The organism is Marinobacter sp. ES-1, from assembly GCF_000475255.1.
Lineage (GTDB): Bacteria > Pseudomonadota > Gammaproteobacteria > Pseudomonadales > Oleiphilaceae > Marinobacter > Marinobacter vinifirmus.
In genome coordinates, this window is record NZ_AXBV01000059.1 from 1 (window position 1) to 19,378 (window position 19,378).

Here is a 19,378-nt window from a genome sequence, read left to right on the forward strand (position 1 = left end):
GTGCCGTAAGGAGCGGTTTTTGGAAGGGCCAACCCGATGGGTGACACACTCCCAAAGTATAGGGAAGCCTTACTCCTGAGAACCGCGCCGACGATCCACGGCCACCGCCATCTTTTCGATAATGGGATTAATCTGCCCATGCTTCATCTTCATGGAAGCCCGATTCACCACCAACCGCGAACTGATATGGTCAATCAGCTCCCGCGGCTCCAGCCCATTGGCCTTCAGGGTATTACCGGTATCCACGATATCCACAATCTCATCCGCCAGGTCCAGGATCGGCGCCAGCTCCATCGCCCCGTAAAGCTTGATGATGTCCGCCTGCCGCCCCTGGGCCGCGTAATAGCGCCGCGCCAGGTTCACAAACTTGGTGGCCACGCGGATGCGCCCCGCCGGAGGCTGCTCGCCCTTCTTGCCAGCGGTCATCAACCGGCAGCGGGAAATGTTCAGATCCAGCGGCTCGTAAAGCCCCTCGCCACCGTGCTCCATCAGCACATCCTTGCCGGTCACGCCCAGATCGGCGCCGCCGTACTGAACGTAAGTGGGCACATCCGTGGCGCGGATAATCAGCACCCGCACGTTCGGATCCGTGGTCGGAAACACCAGCTTGCGGGACTTTTTCACGTCGTCCACCAGCTCAATACCGGCTTCCGCCAGCAGCGGCAGGGTTTCTTCGAGGATTCGTCCCTTCGACAAGGCGATGGTGATGGAATCTGTCATGGATCTATCCGGTTTCCCGTTGGTTAATTATGCCGGCAAACGGCGAATACTTGCGCCCAGCAGCTGCAGTTTTTCTTCAATACATTCATAGCCGCGGTCTATGTGATAAATGCGGTCCACAATGGTATCGCCATCGGCAACCAGCCCTGCAATCACCAGGCTCGCAGAAGCCCGAAGGTCGGTGGCCATCACCGGAGCGCCGGTCAGGTGCTCCACGCCCTTGATGATGGCGGCATTACCTTCCAGGGTAATGTCGGCACCCATGCGGATCAGCTCCTGCAGGTGCATAAAGCGGTTTTCGAACACGGTTTCCACGATGGTACCGGTGCCTTCTGCCACGGCGTTCATGGCCGCAAACTGGGCCTGCATGTCGGTGGGGAACGCCGGGTACGGTGCCGTGCGCAGGCTGACCGCTTTCGGGCGCTTGCCCTTCATGTCCAGCTCGATCCAGTCCGGGCCGGTGGTGATTTCCGCGCCGGCTTCTTCCAGCTTCAGTAATACCGCTTCCAGCAGGTCTTCCCGGGTGTCTTTCAGTTTTACCCGGCCACCGGTCGCCGCTGCCGCCACCAGGTAGGTGCCGGTCTCAATACGGTCCGGCAGTACGTTGTAGTGGCAACCATGCAGGCGCTCTACCCCGTTGATCTCGATGGTCGCTGTGCCGTGGCCCTTGATGTCTGCGCCCATGGCGATCAGGCATTCGGCCAGGTCCACCACTTCCGGTTCCCGGGCGGCGTTTTCCAGAATGGTCTTGCCTTCCGCCAGGGTGGCCGCCATCAACAGGTTCTCGGTACCGGTTACGGTGACGGTATCCATGAAGATGTGGGCACCTTGAAGGCGACCGTTGGTTTTCGCCTTGATGTAGCCGTTCTCCACCTTGATGTCTGCGCCCATCAGCTCCAGGCCGTGGATGTGCAGGTTCACCGGGCGGGTACCGATGGCACAGCCACCGGGCAGGGACACTTCCGCTTCGCCGAAGTGCGCCACCAGCGGGCCCAGCACCAGGATGGAGGCGCGCATGGTTTTCACCAGCTCGTAGGGCGCGTGGAAGTGCTTGATGGTGTTGGCGTGAATTTCCACACTCATCTTTTCGTCGATCATCAGCTCCACGCCCATGCGGCCCAGCAGCTCGATCATGGTGGTGATGTCGTTCAGGTGCGGCAGGTTGCCGATGGTTACCGGCTCATCGGCCAGCAGCGTGGCCGCCAGAATGGGCAGGGCCGCGTTCTTGGCGCCTGAAATACGAATCTCGCCATCCAGGGGCTTGCGGCCCCCGATCAGAAGTTTGTCCACAATACTTGTCCTGTGCTGTTCAGGCCTGGGCCTGCCGCTCGGCCCACTCGCTCGGGGTGTAGGCTTTCGGGTGAAGGGCGTGAATGGTGCCGTCCATAATGTGCTGGAACAGTACCTTGTTGATCATCTGCTGCCGTTTGATGGTGGGCAGGCCTTCAAATACGTCACCCACAGCAACCACAAGGTAGTGGCTGCCATCGACCTGTACCTGAACCTCGCAACCGGGCAGGGCTTCTTTAACAAGTTCGGTAACCTGGGCGGCGTCCATAGGGATTCCTCGACTGGTTTGAAATCAGGGGCGGAATTGTAACCAATTCCCGGGCGCCGGTCAGCTGTGTGTGGCAAATCCGGGAATCTGGTCTTCCAGATTGCTGAGGGCGGCCAGCGACAACAGGCGGTCGCTGGCACCCTGAAAGGTGAGGGATTGCTGTTTTTCCAGGGCCAGCCGGTGCCAGCACAACAGCATAGACAACACCACACTGTGGGCGGTGGCCAGGCCGGAAAGGTCAACGGTTAACGGGCCGCTGGCCGCCCCGATCAACCGTTCACCCTGCTTACGCAGGGCGATCACGGTATCGGCGTTCACCTCACCGGTTACGGCGAGAGTATTACCTGAGAGCTCGACAGCCGGAGCGGTCATGAACGGTCCAGCTCTTCATCAAGCTTCAGGGCTTCAACAGCATCGCCCCAACCATCAATCACGGCCTGAACCTGGCCACGGTTCTGCTCCATTTCCTGAGCAAAGCGATCCCGGAATGCCAGGCCGATGTTCACGCCTTCCACAATCACGTTCTCCATCATCCAGCGGCCTTCGCCATTGCGGTACATGGAGTAGGTGACCGGATAGCGGTTGCCGGACGCGCTGATTACTTCCATCTGCACAGACGCACGGTCGTCGTTCTGAGCCAGGATTTCCGCTTCCAGCACGTTGATTTCGAAGTTCTCGGCACTCACCAGCGCCTGGGCGTAGCTATCGAACAGGCTGCGCTTGAACTTGGCCACAAACTCGTCCCGCTGTTCGGGAGAGGTCTGGCGAGCGTAGCGCCCCATTACCCGGGCTGCAATGCGGCGAAAATCCACAAACTGGTCCAGGGTTTCATCCATGCTGGCGTAGAAGGCTTCCGGGTCCTGCTCGTAAAGGCCCTTTTCTTCATTGAGTTTCTGCACCAGCTTCTGGGTGTTTTCGTCTACATACTGTTTCAGGTCATCTTCCGGACCGGCCCAGGCCTGGCCCGCCACCAGGGCAACCATGGCAAACATCCAGATGAATCGTTGTTTCAGGGCAAGCATTGTGTTCTCCCGCATTCGTTTCTGTGCTCTGCCCGGCATCAGCGTCCGGAGGCAAAGTTACTGATCAGCCGCTCCAGGTTCATGGCGGACTGAGTGGAATAAAAGGTGTCGCCCGGGCTCAGGGACTCGAGGTCGCCACCAACAGATATATCAATGTACTGATCTCCCAGCAGGCCGGATGTACGTATTACTGCTGCACTGTCCGCCGGAATATTGTCGATGCCGGCATCGATAGCCAGCACTACCCGGGCCTGGAAGGTTTCGGTATCCAGCTCGATGGATTCGATAGCACCGATGGTGACACCCGCCATCGACACCTTGCCCCGGGGCGCCAGGCCTCCGGTGTCATTGAAGTTGGCATAGAGGGTGTAACGATCACCAGCCGATTTCGGCGACAGTCCGCTCACCTGCAACGCCAGGAACAGCAGGGCGGCCAACCCGGCGATCATGAACAGGCCTACGATTACTTCTGTGGTTCTTTGTGCCATTGCAGGCTCCCTGAAAATTTGATCAGAAATCGCCGAACATGACGGCCGTCAGGACGAAGTCCAGCCCGAGCACCGCCAGCGATGAATAAACAACGGTTTTGGTGGTGGCAGAACTGATGCCGGCGGAGGTGGGCACGCAATCGTAGCCCTGATACACCGCGATCCAGGCACAGACAAAACCGAACACCACGCTCTTGATAACGCCATTCAGTACGTCATCCACAAAATCCACTGACGACTGCATGTTGCCCCAGAAGGCGCCTTCGAACACGCCCAGCCAGTCCACGCCCACCAGCATGCCACCCCAGATACCCACTACAGAGAAGATGATAGCCAGTACCGGCATGGCGATAAATCCGGCCCAGAGCCTGGGCGCAATCACCCGGCGCAAGGGGTCCACCCCCATCATCTCCATACTGGAGAGCTGCTCGGTGGCTTTCATCAGGCCGATCTCTGCCGTCAACGCTGAACCTGCCCGGCCGGCAAACAGCAGAGCCGTTACCACCGGCCCCAGCTCACGCACCAGCGTCAGGGCGATCATCTGGCCGATCGCAGCTTCGGAGCCGTAATCGCTGAGAATGGTGTAGCCCTGCAGACCCAGCACCATGCCGATAAACAGACCGGACACCACCACAATGGCCAGAGACAGTACACCGACAAAATACAGCTGGCGCAGCAACAGCGGAAACCCGGTCGCCGGCCGGGGAATGCCTGCCAGAACGCCCACCAGGAAACGCCCGGACCGGCCAAAGGAAGAAATCACATCCAACCCGCCACGGCCCAGGGCGGCAATACGGTCGATCATAATGCGCCTCCGTTTACGCCGAAGTCCGCAGCGGCATCGCTGGCCGGATAATGGAACGGCACCGGGCCATCGGGCTGGCCATTCAGAAATTGCTGGACTCGGTCAGACGGATGCTCGCGCAACTCCTCCGGAGTACCTTCTCCGATCACCTTACCGTCCGCCAGGATACAGGCGTAGTGGCAAATACTGAGAGATTCCGGCACATCGTGGGAGACCAGCACGCTGGTCAGCCCCATGGAACTGTTCAGATCCCGGATCAGCTTCACCAGCACGCCCATGGCAATAGGGTCCTGCCCGGCAAACGGCTCGTCGTACATGATCAGTTCCGGGTCCAGGGCAATGCTACGGGCCAGTGCGACCCGGCGGGTCATGCCGCCGGACAGTTCGGAAGGCATGAGTTTACGGGCACCACGCAGGCCCACGGCCTCAAGCTTCATCAGCACGATGTCGCGAATCATGTCTTCCGGCAACCTGGTGTGCACCCTCAGCGGGAAGGCCACGTTTTCATAAACGCTCAGGTCAGTGAACAGGGCACCACTCTGGAACAGCATGCCCATCTTTTCCCGCAACCGGTAAAGGTCTTTGCGCTTGAGGGCCGGCACATTATGGCCGTCCACGGAAACCTGCCCGGAATCCGGCCTTAGCTGGCCGCCGATCAAGCGCAAAAGCGTGGTCTTGCCGGTGCCGCTGGGGCCCATAATGGCGGTGATCTTGCCCTTGGGTATATCCAGCGTTACGCCGTCGAAAATGCGGCGACCACCTCGGGAAAACACCACATCCTTAAGTGTTATGTAAGCAGATGACTCCATAATCCATCCTTCTCGGGGAGCGCCTACATTAAGACAAGAGGTTCATAAATGATATACTTGCCAGCCAATCGCTCACGGCCCGGATGGTAGCCGGGGCAGCCAGACCGAGCAAGCGGACAGAGGGAAAACCAGCCGAGATGACAGACTCCAATTCTTCAGGTGGCCAGGACTACCGCACCTCTGCCCTGCGGGCCATCCGCATCGAACGGGAAGCTATCGAAGCCCTTGAAGGCCGCATTAATGGCGACTTCACCCGGGCTTGCGAGGTCATCATGGCCTGCAAGGGCCGCGTGGTGGTGACCGGCATGGGCAAATCCGGCCACATCGGCAACAAGATTGCCGCCACCCTGGCCAGCACCGGCACTCCTTCATTCTTTGTCCACCCCGGCGAAGCCAGCCACGGCGACATGGGCATGATTACCCCGCAGGACGTAGTGATTGCCATCTCCAACAGTGGCAGCACCAGCGAAGTGGTTACCATCCTGCCCCTGATCAAGCGCATGGGTGCTCCGCTGATCAGCATGACCGGCAACCCCAACTCGGTCCTGGCCAAGGAAGCCATCGCCAACCTGGATGTCAGCGTGGCTATTGAAGCCTGCCCCCTGGGGCTGGCGCCCACATCCAGCACCACTGCCACCCTGGTGATGGGCGATGCCCTGGCCGTTGCCCTGCTGGAAGCCCGCGGTTTCAGCGCGGAAGACTTCGCGTTTTCCCACCCCGGCGGCAGCCTGGGCCGGCGCTTGCTGCTGCGGGTCTCCGACATCATGCATTCAGGCGACGCGATTCCGAAAGTCACCGAAGATGTCAGCCTCAGCACCGCGCTGCTGGAAATCACCCGCAAGGGTCTGGGCATGACCACGGTAGTGAATACAAAGGGCGAACTGACCGGCATCTTCACCGACGGCGACCTGCGCCGCACCCTGGATAAATCCGTGGATGTGCACACCACGGCCATCCGGGACGTTATGACCCGCCACGGCAAAACCATCCGCGCCGACCACCTGGCGGCCGAAGCACTGAACATGATGGAAGAGCTGAAAATCAACGCCTTGCCGGTAACCGACGAAAACGGCCAACTGACCGGTGCAATCAACATGCACGACCTGCTGCGGGCGGGGGTGATCTGAATGAGCACACTTGTGCACCCTTTAGCGGGCCAGTGGGGCAACACCCTGAAAGCAAAGGCCGCCGCCATCCGTCTGGTGGCCTTTGATGTGGACGGCATCATGAGTGATGGCCGCCTGTACTTCAGCGCCAGCGGTGACGAACTGAAAACCTTCAACATCCTGGATGGCCTGGGCCTGAAACAGCTGATGCAGGCAGGCATTACCGTCGCAGTGATCACCGGCCGGCGCTCACCGCTCACTGAAAAGCGCATGGCCGACCTGGGCATCCGCCACCTGATGCAGGGCCGCGAAGACAAACGCATCGCCCTGCAGGAACTGGTGGCCGACATGGACATCAGCGCCGCGCAAATCGGCTACATGGGCGACGACTTGCCAGACCTCCCTGCCCTGCAATACGCCGGCCTGGGCATCAGCGTGCCGAACGGGCACTGGCTGGTACGCCAGCATGCGGATTACTGCACACAGGCGGCGGGCGGCCAGGGCGCCGTACGCGAAGCCTGCGAACTGATTCTCTGGGCCCGGGGCCAGCTTGACGGCACTCTGGCTCCCTACCTGGCAGACGCGCAGGGCAGCCAGCCATGATCCAGCGCTTCTTTTCATCACAGACTGGCAACCCCTGGCTGCGGACCCTGGCCCTGGCGGCTACGATTGCCGCCACGGTTTACCTGATGTGGCAAAGCGGCGAACCACCGGCGCCTGCCCCCGAAGCCGCACAGCTTCGCGGCCCCGCCGAGCCGGACGGCTTCGTGGTGGGCGCCGATTACCGGGCCTGGAATGAACAGGGCACCCTGGAGATCCACATAACCAGCCCGCGCATAGAGCAGTTTGATCACGACAGCAGCGCCAGGATGACCGACCCGCGCGCGCGCCTGCTCGGCGAGGGTGAAGCCGAACCATGGATAATTGAAGCCGATAAAGGTAGCCTGCTACAGTCTCAGGGGCTGATGCACCTGGAAGGTAACGTGACTTTACTGCGCACCAGCGGCGACTCCCGGGCCACGCTGGCCACCGAAGCGCTGACCCTGGACAACAACGAAGGCACCGTATTCACCGACCTGCCGGTAACCATCACCGAGCCGTTCGGTACCACCCAGGCCACCGGAATGAAGGCCTGGATTGATCAACGCATACTGGAACTCAACTCCCGGGTGGAAGGGCAATATGAAACCGTCAGGTAAGCTCCGTTTTTATCCGCCGGCGCTGCTGGCTGCCGCGCTGATGCTGGCCGCCCCGGCGATGGCCTTTGATATGGACTCGAACACCCCCATCCAGGTGAGTGCCGACTCCGCCCGGCTGGATGACAGCGCCGGCGTGGCCACTTATACCGGCGATGTGGAACTGGTGCAGGGCAGCACCCGGCTGGAAGCCCAGCGGGTTGTGCTGTACCGGGACGACCAGGGCCTGAGCCGCATTGAAGCCAGCGGATCACCCGCCCATTACCGCCAGCCGTCCCGGGAAGGCGAAGGCATGACCAACGCCAGCGCCCTGAACATTACCTGGGCCGCGAAAGACAACCAGCTGACCTTCGAGCGCCAGGCGGTCATCGAACAGGCGGGCAACACCTTCAAGGGTGATGTCATTCATTACAATACGGTCAGCCGGGTGGTCACCGCCGAGGGCGGCAATACAGAAACCGGCGGTTCCGGCCGTGTCGAAATGGTCATCCAGCCGCGTAACACCGGCCAGTCCAGCAACGGGGAAGGTTCTGATGGCAGTACTCAGGGCCAGTAATCTGGCAAAAAGCTACAAGCAGAAAAAAGTGGTCCTGGATGTTTCCCTGGAGATCCGCTCCGGAGAAATCGTCGGCCTGCTGGGCCCCAACGGCGCCGGCAAAACCACCTGCTTTTACATGATCGTAGGCCTGGTGCCGGCAGACCGGGGCCGCATCACCATCGACAGCCAGGACATCACTCCGCTGCCCATGCACGGCCGCGCCCGCAAGGGTATCGGTTACCTGCCCCAGGAAGCCTCGGTATTCCGCAAACTCACCGTGCGGGACAACATCATGGCCATCCTGGAAACCCGCAAGGGCCTGAACAGGGCCGACCGGGAAGCCAAGCTGGAAGAGCTGCTGGAAGAATTTCACATCACCCATATCCGGGACAGCCTGGGCATGGCCCTGTCCGGTGGCGAACGTCGCCGGGTGGAAATTGCCCGGGCCCTGGCCATGGAGCCTGCCTTCATCCTGCTGGACGAGCCCTTCGCCGGGGTAGACCCCATTTCAGTCAGCGACATCAAACACATTATCCGGCACCTGCGGGATAAGGGCATTGGCGTGCTGATTACCGACCATAACGTGCGGGAAACCCTGGATATCTGCGAGAACGCCTACATTGTGTCCGGCGGCCACATCATTGCCTCCGGCAACTCCGAGGCCATCCTGGCCAACCAGCAGGTAAAAGAGGTGTATCTGGGTGACGAATTCCGCCTTTAAGCGGAGCGCCCTGCCCTTTCACCGAGGTCTGATTGTGTTGCAGAACGGTAACAAGTAAACTCGGCAAAGATCTTGCAAGGAAATTCGATTTTTTACCGGGATACCAGTCTGTTATGGATCTAAAGCCATGGTTATGAAAGCCTCGTTACAGCTAAAACTGGGCCAGAGCCTGACCATGACGCCCCAGTTGCAGCAGGCCATCCGCCTGTTGCAGCTTTCTACCCTCGATCTCCAGCAGGAAATCCAGCAGGCGCTGGACTCCAACCCCATGCTGGAAACCGCCGAGGACGACGATCACGGCCCGGACGACACCACCGAACAGCAAAGTTCTGACGACCAGCACAACGAAACCGCCAGCGCCCAGGATGACAACGCCCCGGAAAGCAGCAACGACTGGGACGAATCCGAAAACGGGCCGGACTGGAACTCGGAAAACGACATTACCGACACCATTCCTGACGACCTGCCGGTCGATACCGCCTGGGAAGATATCTACCAGACCGCCCCGGCCAGCGCTCCGAAAGACGATGACGAGAACGACTCGGATTTCGAAACCCGCAACTCCCCTGCGGAAACCCTGCGGGATCACCTGGAATGGCAGCTGAACCTCACCCCCCTGAGCGAACGGGACCAGGCTATCGCCCATGCCCTGATGGACGCCGTGGACGACCGGGGCTACCTCACCTCACCACTGGACGAAATCCACGCCGGCCTGCGTGAAGACAGCGATGAAGACCCGCTGGACCTGGATGAGGTAGAAGCCGTGCTGCACCGGCTGCAACATTTCGACCCCCCAGGCGTGTTCGCCCGGGACCTCCAGGAATGCCTGCTGATCCAGCTGAACCAGTTGCCACCGGACACCCCCTGGCTGCGCCAGGCGCGCCAGGTTGTCACCCAGTTCCTGCACCTGCTGGGTAACCGTGACTACGCGCAGCTGCTGCGCCGCAGCCGGTTGAAGGAAGACCAGTTGCGGGAAGTCCTGGCGCTGATTACCAGCCTGAACCCGAAACCGGGGGATGTGATTGATCACGGTGATACCGACTACGTAATCCCCGATGTGATCGTGCGCAAGCATGAAGGCCGGTGGCGGGTGGAACTGAACCCGGAAATTGCCCCGCGCATCCGGGTGAACGCCAGCTACGCCTCGCTGATTCGCCGGGCCGACAGCAGCGCCGACAACACCTACCTGCGCGACCAGTTGCAGGAAGCCAAGTGGTTCATCAAGAGCCTGCAGAGCCGCAACGAAACCCTGCTGAAAGTGGCCACCCGCATTGTCGAGCACCAGCAAGGCTTCCTGGACCAGGGTGAGGAGGCCATGAAGCCCCTGATCCTGTCGGACATCGCCCAGGCCGTGGAGATGCATGAGTCCACCATCTCCCGGGTAACCACCCAGAAGTACATGCACACACCCCGGGGCATCTTCGAGCTGAAGTATTTCTTCTCCAGCCACGTGGGCACCGCCGAAGGCGGGGAGTGTTCCTCTACCGCAATTCGTGCCATGATCAAGAAACTGATTGCAGAGGAAACCCCGAAAAAGCCGTTGAGCGACAGCAAAATTGCGGCCATGCTAGGGGAACAGGGTATCAACGTGGCCCGGCGCACCGTGGCCAAGTATCGGGAGGCCATGCACATACCTCCCTCGAACGAACGCAAGCGACTGGTTTAAGCCTTTACCGGCAATCGTTTACCAATATTCACCGGGGCACGAAGCTCTGGTACTCAGTCCGGCGGAACGCCGGCATGATGACAACAGGAGACGCCAATGCAACTCAACATTTCAGGCCATCACGTAGAACTGACCCCTGCACTGAAGGATTACGTCAACACCAAGTTCGAGAAGCTTGAGCGCCACTTCGACCACATCAGTAACTGTCAGGTGACGCTGGAAGTTGAGAAAGTTCGCCAGATGGCCGAAGCTACCCTCCACGTTGTGGGTGGCGAGGTTCACGCAAAGGCTGAAAACGAGGATATGTACGCGGCAATCGATGCCCTGGTGGACAAGCTTGACCGCCAGATCCTCAAGCACAAGGAAAAGAACGTAGACCGGATGCACGGTAACGGCTAAGCGCCTTCAGGCGCAGGCTACCGGGTAATTCAATCGAACGAGCTGCGGCAGGGCTACCGGCCGCAGCCTTTTTTTTACGGGTTCACAGTTAATCCATGAGCGATACATCCCTGACCATCGACAACATCCTGGCCCCGGCACTAACGCTGTGCCAGGTACCGGCGTCCAGCAAGAAACGGGTGTTGGAGTTTATTGCCGAGCGGATTCACTATCAGGACGAGACTCTCAACGACAACGACATCTTCAACAACCTGGTGTCCCGGGAGCGTCTTGGCAGCACAGGTATCGGGCAGGGTATCGCCATACCCCACTGCCGCCTGGAAGGCCTGGACCGGGTAATCGGAGTGTTGATGACCCTGGCTGAGCCGGTGGACTTTGATGCCATCGACAACCAGCCGGTAGACCTGGTGTTTGCCCTGGTTGTACCCAAAGAAGCCACCAGCGAGCACCTGGAGCTGTTGAGCCAGCTTGCCGAACGTTTCAACGACAGCGCATTCTGCGAGCGCCTGCGCAAATGCCAGGATGCCGACTCCCTGTATAAGGGCATGACCACCGACAGCCCGTAACCGAGGGCTGTCAAAGTACGGGAGAAGCCTAACCATGAAGCTGATCATCGTCAGTGGCCGGTCCGGGTCGGGCAAAAGTACGGCACTGCACGTACTGGAAGACCTGGGGTTCTATTGCATAGACAACCTGCCCATCGGCCTGCTGTTTCCCCTGACCCGGGAAGCCGTGGCCCACGAGGCCCCCGGCCGCCTGAAAAAAATGGCGGTCAGTATCGATGCCCGCAACCTGTCCGGTGAACTGGCCAATTTCGAGGACATCTACCAGCGGCTGGGTGATACCGGGATCGAGATCGAAATCATCTTCCTGGATGCCGACGAGCAATCCCTGCTGCAACGGTTCCACGCCACCCGGCGCAAGCACCCCCTGAGCGACGACAAGACCTCCCTGCGCGAAGCCATCAGCAACGAGAAACAGCTGCTGGAACCGCTGTCGAAGCTGGCCGACCTGTATATCAACACCACCGGCCTGTCCATGTACGAATTACGCGACATGGTGAAACAGCGGGTGGCCGGCCGCAAGGAACAGGAAATCGCCCTGCTGTTCCAGTCATTCGGTTTCAAGCACGGCGTGCCGGTGGATTCCGATTATGTGTTTGACGTGCGCTGCCTGCCCAATCCGTACTGGGACACCAGCCTGCGCCAGCACACCGGTACCGACCAGCCGGTAATCGATTTCCTGGAGCGGGAACCCCTGACCGGGCAAATGGTGGACGACCTCACCGGCTTCCTGAACACCTGGCTACCGTCCTTCGCCGACAGCAATCGCAGCTATATGACCATTTCCATCGGCTGTACCGGTGGCCAGCACCGGTCGGTGTATGTGTGCGAGCAGCTGGGAGATTACTTTCGCACGCAGTACCGCAACGTGCAGGTGCGCCACACCGAGCTGCCCCACCTGCAAGCCCGGGGGGAGATCTGAGCCGCCATGATCTGCCGCCCCATCACTATCATCAACAAGCTCGGGCTGCACGCCCGGGCGACCAACAAGCTGGTGACCACCGCCTCCCGGTTTGACAGCAAGATCACCCTGAAGGCCAAGGGCCGGGAAGTGGATGCCCGCAACATCATGCAGGTGATGATGCTGGCCGCCAGCCAGGGCACCGAAGTGGAGCTGGCCGCCGATGGCCCGGACGAACAGGAAGCCATCGACGCCCTGGTTGCACTGATCGACGACTATTTCGGCGAGGGTGAATAAAACTTCGCCATTCACCTACAAGTCTTCCTCACCTGTGTAACCTAACTCCGCTATAATACAAAGGTTTTCTGATCGCAGGTGGTTTCATGACCGACATTCTGGAAAAAAGTCAGGCCCGACAGCGGCTTCGCTCCCTCAGTGAGGCCCTCGACAGTGGTGCCCTCAAACAGGTAGCGCGCATCCTGAATGGCGGCCTGAGCCCCAGTGATATTGCCCACCTGCTGGAATCTTCCCCGCCACGGCAGCGGGTTTTGCTGTGGAAGCTGGTCGACAAGCAACTGGAAGGTGAAGTCCTCCAGTACATGTCGGACGACATCCGGGCCGACTTCCTGAGCGAGTTCAACGCCCAGGAACTGGCCAACCTGCTGGAAGACTTCGAATCGGACGACCTGGCCGACTTGCTGCAGCAGTTGCCGGATACGGTGATTCAGGAAGTCCTGGATACCATGGACGAGCAGGACCGGCAGCGGGTAGAGGAAGTACTCTCCTACCCGGAAGACACCGCCGGTGGCCTGATGAACACCGATACGGTGACGGTGCGCCCGGACATCACCATTGACGTTGTTCTGCGGTACCTGCGCCGGCACCGTACCCTGCCGCCGATGACCGACAGCCTGATTGTGGTCAGCCGGCGCGACGAATTTATCGGTATTCTGCCCATTACCCGCATGCTGGTATCCAATCCCGGCGCAACCGTGCGGGAGGTTATGGATACCGACATAGAGCCGATTCACGTCACCCTGTCCGACACCAAGGTTGCCACCCTGTTCGAGCGCTACGACCTGATCTCCGCGCCGGTGGTGGATGAAAGCAACCGGCTGCTCGGCCGGATCACCATCGATGACGTGGTCGACGTTATCCGGGACGACGCCGACCATTCCCTGATGAGCATGGCCGGCCTGGACGAAGACGAAGACACCTTTGCCCCGGTGATGAAAACCACCAAGCGCCGGGCCGTCTGGCTGGGCGTAAACCTGATTACCGCCTTTACCGCCTCGGCAGTCATCGGCCTGTTTGAAGAAACCATCTCCAAGGTGGTGGCCCTGGCGGTACTGATGCCTATCGTGGCCAGCATGGGCGGCATCGCCGGCAGCCAGACCCTGACCCTGGTTATCCGCGGCATGGCCGTGGGCCAGATCAGCGGCGCCAACGTAGGCTGGCTGCTGAACCGGGAGTTTCTCTCCGGCGTACTCAACGGCCTGTTATGGGCCCTGGTGGTGGCGACAGCCGCGGTGCTCTGGTTCAACGACTGGCTGATTGGTGCGGTGATTGCCGCTGCCCTGGTGATCAACCTGGTAGCAGCGGCCCTGGTGGGCACTGTGTTGCCCCTGTTCCTGAAATCCCGGAACATTGACCCGGCGCTGGCCGGCAGCGTTATCCTGACAACGGTAACCGATGTTGTCGGTTTCATGGCCTTCCTGGGATTGGCCACCCTTTTCTACGCCTGACAGACAAGCCTAATTGCCATGACAGACCAACACGAAGACCAGTTCGAGGAAGATTTCGGCCCAAGTAAATCCCAGCTCAAACGGGAAATGCACGCCCTGCAGGAACTGGGCAAACGCATGCTGGACCTGAGCGATGAACAACTGGCCTCGCTGACCATCAGCGAAACCCTGAAAGCCGCCATTGTGGAATCACGCCGGATTAACCAGCGCGAAGCCCGGCGCCGGCACCTGCAATACATCGGCAAGGTGATCCGCCAGGAAGATGACCCTGAAACGGTGAGCCGGGCCATTGATGCCTTCCACGCCGGCAGCGAGGAACACACGCGCCGGCACCACCTGGCCGAGCGCTGGCGCGACCGGATGATCGCCGAGGGCGACAAGGTGGTGGGCGAGTTTATTGACTACTGTCCGACCGCCGAGGTGCAGCATCTGCGCAACCTGGTGCGCAACGCCCGCAAGGATGTGGAGAAAGAGAAGAATACCGGCCAGTCCCGAAAACTGTTCCGCGCCCTGCGGGAATGGATCGACGACGCCGAGCAGCAGTAATCACGGCGGGGCGCAATGCCCCACCGCTTTACAAGCGCCGGTGCTGCCACACCGGCATGCGGGTTCTCAGCTGTTCCAGCCGCTCCAGGTCCAGGTCGGCCAGCACCACGCCGGGGCCCTGCTCTATTTCGCAGACCACTTCGCCCCAGGGATCACAAATCAAGCTATGGCCGTAGGTTTTGCGGCGTTCGCTGTTCTGGCCACCCTGCCCGGCTGCCACCACCCATACCTGGTTCTCGATGGCCCGGGCACGAATCAGCGCATGCCAGTGGGCATCACCGGTCTGCCAGGTGAAGGCGCTGGGCAGGCACACCCAGTCAGCCCCTTGCTCTCGTAGCGCCCGGAACAGCTCGGGGAAGCGCAGATCGTAGCAGATCGCCAGCCCCAGCCTGCCCGCTGGCGTATCCACGGTAACCACCTGCTGCCCGGGCTCGAAGCTGTCTGACTCCCGGTACTGGCCGTGGGCATCGTCCACCATGGCATCGAACAGGTGGATTTTGTCATAGCGGGCGACTTCGTGGCCCTGGTCGTCATACACCAGGCAGCTGGCCCGCACCCGGTCCGGAATATCGCTGCCGTCAGGCCGGTTCGCCAGCGGCAGGGAGCCGCCGACAATCCAGAGTTTGTTTTGCCGGGCCTGGTCAGCCAGGAAACGGCGGATGACCGGTTCCGGCCCGGCCTCCTGCTCACCGCAGCCACGCATCTTCCCCGTGGCCAGTACCGCAAAGTTCTCGGGAAGCACGGCCACCTTCGCGCCCTGCCCTGCGGCTTCGGCCAGCAAGCGCCCGGCTTCGTCCAGGTTGGCTGCAACATCGTGGCTGCTGACCATCTGTATGGCGGCTACCTGTGTCATCCTTCCCTCCTTACTGTTCAGCAGTATCAAACACACTGCGCAGATCAACTTCGGGTTCGCTCCAGCTACCGGTGACACTGTAGGTGGCGCTGGTCAGTTTGCTCAAGGGGTCGCCAAGGATCTTGTCCAGCACAAACAGGGCGCCACCAATCGGCGCACTGGCCCCCATCAGTATGGCAGCCAGGGGCAGGTTCTGGGTAACCGGTAACACCACCACCAGTCGCATATCCAGGCTTTCATCGGCCATGTTGGTGGTGCCGTTGATCTTGAAGGCACCGGACGGGCCCACCAGTTGCAGCTCCGGGTCCATGGTAACCAGTCCGTCACTGATGCGGGCCTTGCCGGAAATAGCATCAAAGGCCACGCCCCGCTCGTACAGGTCGGAAAAGTCCAGGCGCAGGCGGCGCCACAGGGTGTCGGTGTTCAGCAGGTTGAAGACCCGGAACAATTGGGCCGAGTTGTTCTGTTCCAGGATCACGCCATCGTCCAGCCGCACGCTGACTTCCCCGCTGAGCGCACTCAGGCCGATATCATTGGGGCCACCAGGCCAGTCAATATCCAGCTCCACCGCCGTGGCCTGGTTGGTCATGGGGATGGAGCTGCCGGTCAGGGCTTCCAGGTCTTTCAGGGCACCGCCGGTCAGCTGGCCCTGAAAGCGGGTGGTTTCCCGGTCATCCACGACCCGCCAGACCATATCACCTGACAGCTCCAGGGCACCCAGGCGGCCTTCAATGGCCTCCACATTCAGCTGGTGCGGGGCCGGGCGCAACCGGAAGCTCCAGCTGCCCGCTGATTCATCCCCAAGCTTGAGGTTACTGATGCGGCCGTCCACATCCGGCCAGCTGCCAATATCCAGCTGGCGGAAGGCTTCCAGCTGTTGCTCCAGCGTCAGCAACTCAGGCACTTGGTCCTGTTCGGTTGAAGCGTCCTCCCGGCTCAGGTGCAGGGTGTGCAGGTCTACCTGAACCACGCCGTCGTCATCGGGAATCACCACCCGGCCGGCGGCCCGCTCCGACTCGGTGTTGACTACCCAACGGTCGCCCAGGTTCAGGGCGCTGATGGTGATATCGGTGAGCCGGTGGCTGCCCAGGCTCAGATAATCAAACCGCAAATCCAGTGCCGATTCTTTCCAGAGCAGGTCCCACGCCATCCGGTCTTGCCAGTCTCCGGTAATGCGCACACCTTCCGGAGCGAAAGGATCAACCCGGGCTTCCAGCTGCGCGGTTTGGTCGGCGGTTTTGCCCAGCGGTTCCGGCCAGTCTACGTTCAGGCCGGCAAGGTCGGAGGTCATCACAATGCTCGAGGGCCCGCTGGCATCAATCCGCATCCGCGCGCTGTAATCCAGGGTACCCGCCAGGCCAAAGCTGCTGTCCTCACCCGGCTCCCACTGCTGCAAGAACGCCGGCAGGGCCAGGCGGCCGTCCTGGCGGATCGACAGTGCATCACCCGCCGCATTCTGTGTGAACGAGACGCTGACCGGCTGATCCATAAAACGGGCATGGACCGGGCCACCGGAAAAACCCCGTTCGGTGTGGTAGGTCAGGTCCGTGCGGATTCCGGTCCAGCTGAGGTCGGGCCCTGGCAGGCGGAAACCGCCGTTTTCGGTTTGAACCCGGGCCTGCACGGCGGTATCAGCGCCATCGCTCAGGGGAATATCGATGTTCAGGCCGAGCTGGAACTGGCCGGTAAACCCGGCGCCACTGACCGCCTGCCCTGCCAGTTCGCCCAAGGGACTGTTGGCCATCCACCAGGCGACTGCCTCGCCCGGCACGCCGGATGCCACATCCACCAGCACCCGGGTAGGCTGCTCGTCACTGCCCGGCACCACCCGGACCACGCCTTCGCTGACCTCAAGGCCCCCGGTCCGGGCCCTGTTCAGGGTAACCAGGGTGTCGGCATTCTGGACTTCAACCCGGCCGGCGGCGGCCTCTACCTCCGGCCAGCGGTCGTCGTAGCGAACCCGGGCATTCTCGAACTCGTACCACATGGATGACACAAAGGAGCCCTTGGGCGCGCCGGAATCAATCCGGCCGTGACCATAGTACTGGCCGCCAGTGATGTCGGCTTCGGTAATCCGGGTGGTGAGCCACTGATACAGCCCCTCGTCGACCACTTTCGATGGTACAAATTCCGCCAGCATTCCGGCCTCGGCGTTCTCCACGCCTACGCGCAGGCCCAGGTAGTCGTCCCCGGCGCGGTCCAGCCGCAGCTCGAAGGCACCGGTCAGGCGGGTATTGTCCTGATAGGAAAACACCAGGTCATCTGCCCGAACCCGGCTGACACCACCAGACACTTGCCAGGACACCCGGCCGGTCATGGCGTTAAAAGTCCAGCTGCCGGTATACAATTCCGGGAAACCCAGGGTGACAGGCTGGTGGGTATCCAGCTCAACAAAGCCCTGATCGGCTGTCAGCTGCAGACGGCCGTTGAGCCCGGTGGCACCAGGTGCGCCGCCCCAAGGTTCAACCCCTAAGCCCCTTACCTGCCCGGACAACATGAAATCCCGGGTCTGCTCCGGCAAATCCAGCAGCATGTCGTCCAGATAGCCGGTGGGGCGGTAGTGGTCCAGTGCATCTTCGGCCACCTCGGGCAAGACAGACAGAGCCCGCACCAGCCGCCGGATCGGGCCCAGCGGCACCGCATCAGCCACCAGCGCAGAGGAATCGGGCTGGTTCAGCAGGCGCACGCTGAAGGGTTCAACCTGGTCACCATCCCATTGCCACTGCAATTGCTGCAGCATCAGGTCGCCGCCCCGGCGCCAGCCAAAGCGGGTGCTGATGTCTTCCAGCGGAGCCAGTGAAGCCATGCCGACACCCAGCTGAAGGTACGGGGTCTCCAGGGTGCCCTGTATCTGCTGCAAGGTGCCGTTTTCAAAGGTCAGCCAGGCCCGGCCGCCCAGATCGAAGCCTTCCACCCGGATGCCGCGCCAGCTCAGATCGTCGATCAGGCCATCAAACAGACGGCCCGAATCCACGTCCACATACAGCTGGCCGGTAAAGTCGCCACGGAAAAAGCGCTGGCCTACCAGCGCAAAGCTGGCCAGCTGGGTGGCCGTGCCGCTTTGCATGGCACGGCCGGAGGCCTGGAACAGCCCACGGGTATACAGCAAATCAAGTCTGGGAATATAGAGATGGCGCAGGTCGTCCTCGTTCTGGCCGATGGCCAGGCTGACCCGGGTAATCCGTACCTCCGGCTCCGACAACCACTGGCCCGCCAGCTTCAGCCACTCCCGGGCTGCCCCTTCATTGAGCGGTTCCAGTTCGGCCATCTGTTCGACCGGGTCCGAGAGCTGGTCTCCGGGAGCCCGAATCAGGGTAAGCGCCAGGCCATCGGCCTCGAAATCCTCGAACACCAGCCGAAGCCGTGATACCGACGCCAGGAAATCCAGCCGCAGGCGCAGGTGTTCCAGCTCGGCAATGGTGCGGCCGGAATCGGGATTGGAGAGGGTCAGTCCGGAGGCGGCCAGGGACGGGTCGAGCCAGTTCCAGCTGGAGGACAGCCGGGTAATATCTACATCCAGCCCGGTCTGGGCAGATATTTCAGCCGCAATACGATCGGAAAAGCGGTCGACCTGGGCGGTCAGTTGCCGGCCGATGCCGGCATACAGGGCAAGCAATACCAGAACCACCAGGATCGACCACCAGACGGCGCCTGCAATCAGCTCCAATAGCCGGCCAACCGGGCCGCTTTTGGGCAGCTCCGGCTGATCGGTGTTCTGATCGCGGCTCGACATATGGCAGAG

22 protein-coding genes are annotated in these 19,378 nt (G+C 61.1%); 12 read left to right on the forward strand and 10 right to left on the reverse strand.

Annotated features, from left to right (window positions below; genetic code table 11):
* Positions 1-69 precede the first annotated feature (69 nt).
* Genes hisG through Q668_RS11060 form a run of 8 tightly spaced genes read right to left on the reverse strand, consistent with a single transcriptional unit; the run spans position 70 to position 5,402 of the window.
* Entirely contained in the window at positions 70-720 is a 651-nt protein-coding gene (gene hisG, locus Q668_RS11025; protein WP_022989663.1) for an ATP phosphoribosyltransferase, read from the reverse strand.
* A 27-nt stretch (positions 721-747) separates the two neighbouring features.
* Positions 748-2,010, reverse strand: coding sequence for a UDP-N-acetylglucosamine 1-carboxyvinyltransferase (gene murA / locus Q668_RS11030; RefSeq protein WP_022989664.1), 1,263 nt, complete (start codon positions 2,008-2,010; stop codon positions 748-750).
* Between the two features lie 19 nt (positions 2,011-2,029).
* Positions 2,030-2,278, reverse strand: a complete 249-nt coding sequence (locus Q668_RS11035; RefSeq protein WP_022989665.1) for a BolA family protein — start codon at positions 2,276-2,278, stop codon at positions 2,030-2,032.
* A gap of 60 nt (positions 2,279-2,338) precedes the next feature.
* Positions 2,339-2,650 carry a lipid asymmetry maintenance protein MlaB gene (locus Q668_RS11040; protein WP_022989666.1) on the reverse strand — a complete coding sequence of 104 codons (312 nt, stop codon included), beginning with the start codon at positions 2,648-2,650 and terminating at the stop codon, positions 2,339-2,341.
* Positions 2,647-3,300: a phospholipid-binding protein MlaC gene (locus Q668_RS11045; protein ID WP_022989667.1), complete on the reverse strand. Its 654-nt coding sequence runs from the start codon at positions 3,298-3,300 to the stop codon at positions 2,647-2,649. Before Q668_RS11045 ends, Q668_RS11040 begins: the two co-directional genes overlap by 4 nt.
* Before the next feature lie 38 nt (positions 3,301-3,338).
* Complete coding sequence (mlaD, locus tag Q668_RS11050; RefSeq protein ID WP_022989668.1) at positions 3,339-3,788, reverse strand: outer membrane lipid asymmetry maintenance protein MlaD; 450 nt, start codon at positions 3,786-3,788, stop codon at positions 3,339-3,341.
* A gap of 22 nt (positions 3,789-3,810) precedes the next feature.
* The gene (gene mlaE / locus Q668_RS11055; protein ID WP_022989669.1) at positions 3,811-4,593 is read right to left on the reverse strand and encodes a lipid asymmetry maintenance ABC transporter permease subunit MlaE; all 783 of its coding nucleotides are present in this window, start codon (positions 4,591-4,593) and stop codon (positions 3,811-3,813) included.
* Positions 4,590-5,402 (reverse strand): ATP-binding cassette domain-containing protein, encoded by an 813-nt coding sequence (locus Q668_RS11060; RefSeq protein WP_022989670.1) that lies wholly within the window; start codon positions 5,400-5,402, stop codon positions 4,590-4,592. The genes mlaE and Q668_RS11060 overlap by 4 nt, the downstream gene beginning before the upstream one ends.
* 137 nt (positions 5,403-5,539) lie before the next feature.
* Between Q668_RS11060 and Q668_RS11065 the strand changes: the two genes are divergently transcribed.
* From Q668_RS11065 to yjgA, 12 genes are all read left to right on the forward strand, one after another.
* On the forward strand, positions 5,540-6,529 hold the full coding sequence (locus Q668_RS11065; RefSeq protein ID WP_022989671.1) for a KpsF/GutQ family sugar-phosphate isomerase: 990 nt from the start codon (positions 5,540-5,542) through the stop codon (positions 6,527-6,529).
* A complete protein-coding gene (locus tag Q668_RS11070; RefSeq protein WP_022989672.1) occupies positions 6,530-7,111 on the forward strand; it encodes a KdsC family phosphatase in 582 nt (193 codons plus the stop codon).
* A complete protein-coding gene (gene lptC / locus Q668_RS11075; protein WP_022989673.1) occupies positions 7,108-7,707 on the forward strand; it encodes an LPS export ABC transporter periplasmic protein LptC in 600 nt (199 codons plus the stop codon). The genes Q668_RS11070 and lptC overlap by 4 nt, the downstream gene beginning before the upstream one ends.
* Positions 7,691-8,260, forward strand: coding sequence for a lipopolysaccharide transport periplasmic protein LptA (gene lptA / locus Q668_RS11080; RefSeq protein WP_022989674.1), 570 nt, complete (start codon positions 7,691-7,693; stop codon positions 8,258-8,260). The genes lptC and lptA overlap by 17 nt, the downstream gene beginning before the upstream one ends.
* A complete protein-coding gene (lptB, locus tag Q668_RS11085) occupies positions 8,238-8,963 on the forward strand; it encodes an LPS export ABC transporter ATP-binding protein (protein WP_022989675.1) in 726 nt (241 codons plus the stop codon). Before lptA ends, lptB begins: the two co-directional genes overlap by 23 nt.
* A gap of 133 nt (positions 8,964-9,096) precedes the next feature.
* On the forward strand, positions 9,097-10,629 hold the full coding sequence (locus Q668_RS11090; protein ID WP_036219797.1) for an RNA polymerase factor sigma-54: 1,533 nt from the start codon (positions 9,097-9,099) through the stop codon (positions 10,627-10,629).
* Positions 10,630-10,725: 96 nt separating this feature from the next.
* Entirely contained in the window at positions 10,726-11,028 is a 303-nt protein-coding gene (hpf, locus tag Q668_RS11095) for a ribosome hibernation promoting factor (RefSeq protein WP_022989677.1), read from the forward strand.
* A gap of 95 nt (positions 11,029-11,123) precedes the next feature.
* Positions 11,124-11,594: a PTS IIA-like nitrogen regulatory protein PtsN gene (gene ptsN / locus Q668_RS11100; RefSeq protein ID WP_022989678.1), complete on the forward strand. Its 471-nt coding sequence runs from the start codon at positions 11,124-11,126 to the stop codon at positions 11,592-11,594.
* A 34-nt stretch (positions 11,595-11,628) separates the two neighbouring features.
* The gene (gene rapZ / locus Q668_RS11105) at positions 11,629-12,513 is read left to right on the forward strand and encodes an RNase adapter RapZ (RefSeq protein ID WP_022989679.1); all 885 of its coding nucleotides are present in this window, start codon (positions 11,629-11,631) and stop codon (positions 12,511-12,513) included.
* Between the two features lie 6 nt (positions 12,514-12,519).
* The gene (locus Q668_RS11110) at positions 12,520-12,789 is read left to right on the forward strand and encodes an HPr family phosphocarrier protein (protein ID WP_022989680.1); all 270 of its coding nucleotides are present in this window, start codon (positions 12,520-12,522) and stop codon (positions 12,787-12,789) included.
* Positions 12,790-12,875: 86 nt separating this feature from the next.
* A complete protein-coding gene (gene mgtE, locus Q668_RS11115; protein ID WP_022989681.1) occupies positions 12,876-14,237 on the forward strand; it encodes a magnesium transporter in 1,362 nt (453 codons plus the stop codon).
* A gap of 18 nt (positions 14,238-14,255) precedes the next feature.
* Positions 14,256-14,783 carry a ribosome biogenesis factor YjgA gene (gene yjgA / locus Q668_RS11120; RefSeq protein ID WP_022989682.1) on the forward strand — a complete coding sequence of 176 codons (528 nt, stop codon included), beginning with the start codon at positions 14,256-14,258 and terminating at the stop codon, positions 14,781-14,783.
* 28 nt (positions 14,784-14,811) lie between these two features.
* On the opposite strand, the gene Q668_RS11125 is transcribed toward yjgA, so the two are convergent.
* Both Q668_RS11125 and Q668_RS11130 read right to left on the reverse strand, forming a co-directional pair.
* Positions 14,812-15,636: a carbon-nitrogen hydrolase family protein gene (locus Q668_RS11125; protein ID WP_022989683.1), complete on the reverse strand. Its 825-nt coding sequence runs from the start codon at positions 15,634-15,636 to the stop codon at positions 14,812-14,814.
* Between the two features lie 10 nt (positions 15,637-15,646).
* Entirely contained in the window at positions 15,647-19,369 is a 3,723-nt protein-coding gene (locus tag Q668_RS11130) for a YhdP family protein (RefSeq protein WP_022989684.1), read from the reverse strand.
* Between the last annotated feature and the right edge of the window lie 9 nt (positions 19,370-19,378).

What these genes read in the sequence shown, in the direction of transcription:
- hisG (WP_022989663.1), bottom strand. Translation starts at nt 720, where the DNA reads ATGACAGATTCCATCACCATCGCCTTGTCGAAGGGACGAATCCTCGAA.
- lptB (WP_022989675.1), top strand. Translation starts at nt 8,238, where the DNA reads ATGGCAGTACTCAGGGCCAGTAATCTGGCAAAAAGCTACAAGCAGAAA.
- Q668_RS11065 (WP_022989671.1), top strand. Translation starts at nt 5,540, where the DNA reads ATGACAGACTCCAATTCTTCAGGTGGCCAGGACTACCGCACCTCTGCC.
- Q668_RS11130 (WP_022989684.1), bottom strand. Translation starts at nt 19,369, where the DNA reads ATGTCGAGCCGCGATCAGAACACCGATCAGCCGGAGCTGCCCAAAAGC.
- mgtE (WP_022989681.1), top strand. Translation starts at nt 12,876, where the DNA reads ATGACCGACATTCTGGAAAAAAGTCAGGCCCGACAGCGGCTTCGCTCC.
- mlaD (WP_022989668.1), bottom strand. Translation starts at nt 3,788, where the DNA reads ATGGCACAAAGAACCACAGAAGTAATCGTAGGCCTGTTCATGATCGCC.
- Q668_RS11035 (WP_022989665.1), bottom strand. Translation starts at nt 2,278, where the DNA reads ATGGACGCCGCCCAGGTTACCGAACTTGTTAAAGAAGCCCTGCCCGGT.
- Q668_RS11045 (WP_022989667.1), bottom strand. Translation starts at nt 3,300, where the DNA reads ATGCTTGCCCTGAAACAACGATTCATCTGGATGTTTGCCATGGTTGCC.
- Q668_RS11125 (WP_022989683.1), bottom strand. Translation starts at nt 15,636, where the DNA reads ATGACACAGGTAGCCGCCATACAGATGGTCAGCAGCCACGATGTTGCA.
- hpf (WP_022989677.1), top strand. Translation starts at nt 10,726, where the DNA reads ATGCAACTCAACATTTCAGGCCATCACGTAGAACTGACCCCTGCACTG.
- Q668_RS11090 (WP_036219797.1), top strand. Translation starts at nt 9,097, where the DNA reads ATGAAAGCCTCGTTACAGCTAAAACTGGGCCAGAGCCTGACCATGACG.
- mlaE (WP_022989669.1), bottom strand. Translation starts at nt 4,593, where the DNA reads ATGATCGACCGTATTGCCGCCCTGGGCCGTGGCGGGTTGGATGTGATT.
- Q668_RS11070 (WP_022989672.1), top strand. Translation starts at nt 6,530, where the DNA reads ATGAGCACACTTGTGCACCCTTTAGCGGGCCAGTGGGGCAACACCCTG.
- ptsN (WP_022989678.1), top strand. Translation starts at nt 11,124, where the DNA reads ATGAGCGATACATCCCTGACCATCGACAACATCCTGGCCCCGGCACTA.
- Q668_RS11040 (WP_022989666.1), bottom strand. Translation starts at nt 2,650, where the DNA reads ATGACCGCTCCGGCTGTCGAGCTCTCAGGTAATACTCTCGCCGTAACC.
- rapZ (WP_022989679.1), top strand. Translation starts at nt 11,629, where the DNA reads ATGAAGCTGATCATCGTCAGTGGCCGGTCCGGGTCGGGCAAAAGTACG.
- yjgA (WP_022989682.1), top strand. Translation starts at nt 14,256, where the DNA reads ATGACAGACCAACACGAAGACCAGTTCGAGGAAGATTTCGGCCCAAGT.
- Q668_RS11060 (WP_022989670.1), bottom strand. Translation starts at nt 5,402, where the DNA reads ATGGAGTCATCTGCTTACATAACACTTAAGGATGTGGTGTTTTCCCGA.
- lptC (WP_022989673.1), top strand. Translation starts at nt 7,108, where the DNA reads ATGATCCAGCGCTTCTTTTCATCACAGACTGGCAACCCCTGGCTGCGG.
- Q668_RS11110 (WP_022989680.1), top strand. Translation starts at nt 12,520, where the DNA reads ATGATCTGCCGCCCCATCACTATCATCAACAAGCTCGGGCTGCACGCC.
- lptA (WP_022989674.1), top strand. Translation starts at nt 7,691, where the DNA reads ATGAAACCGTCAGGTAAGCTCCGTTTTTATCCGCCGGCGCTGCTGGCT.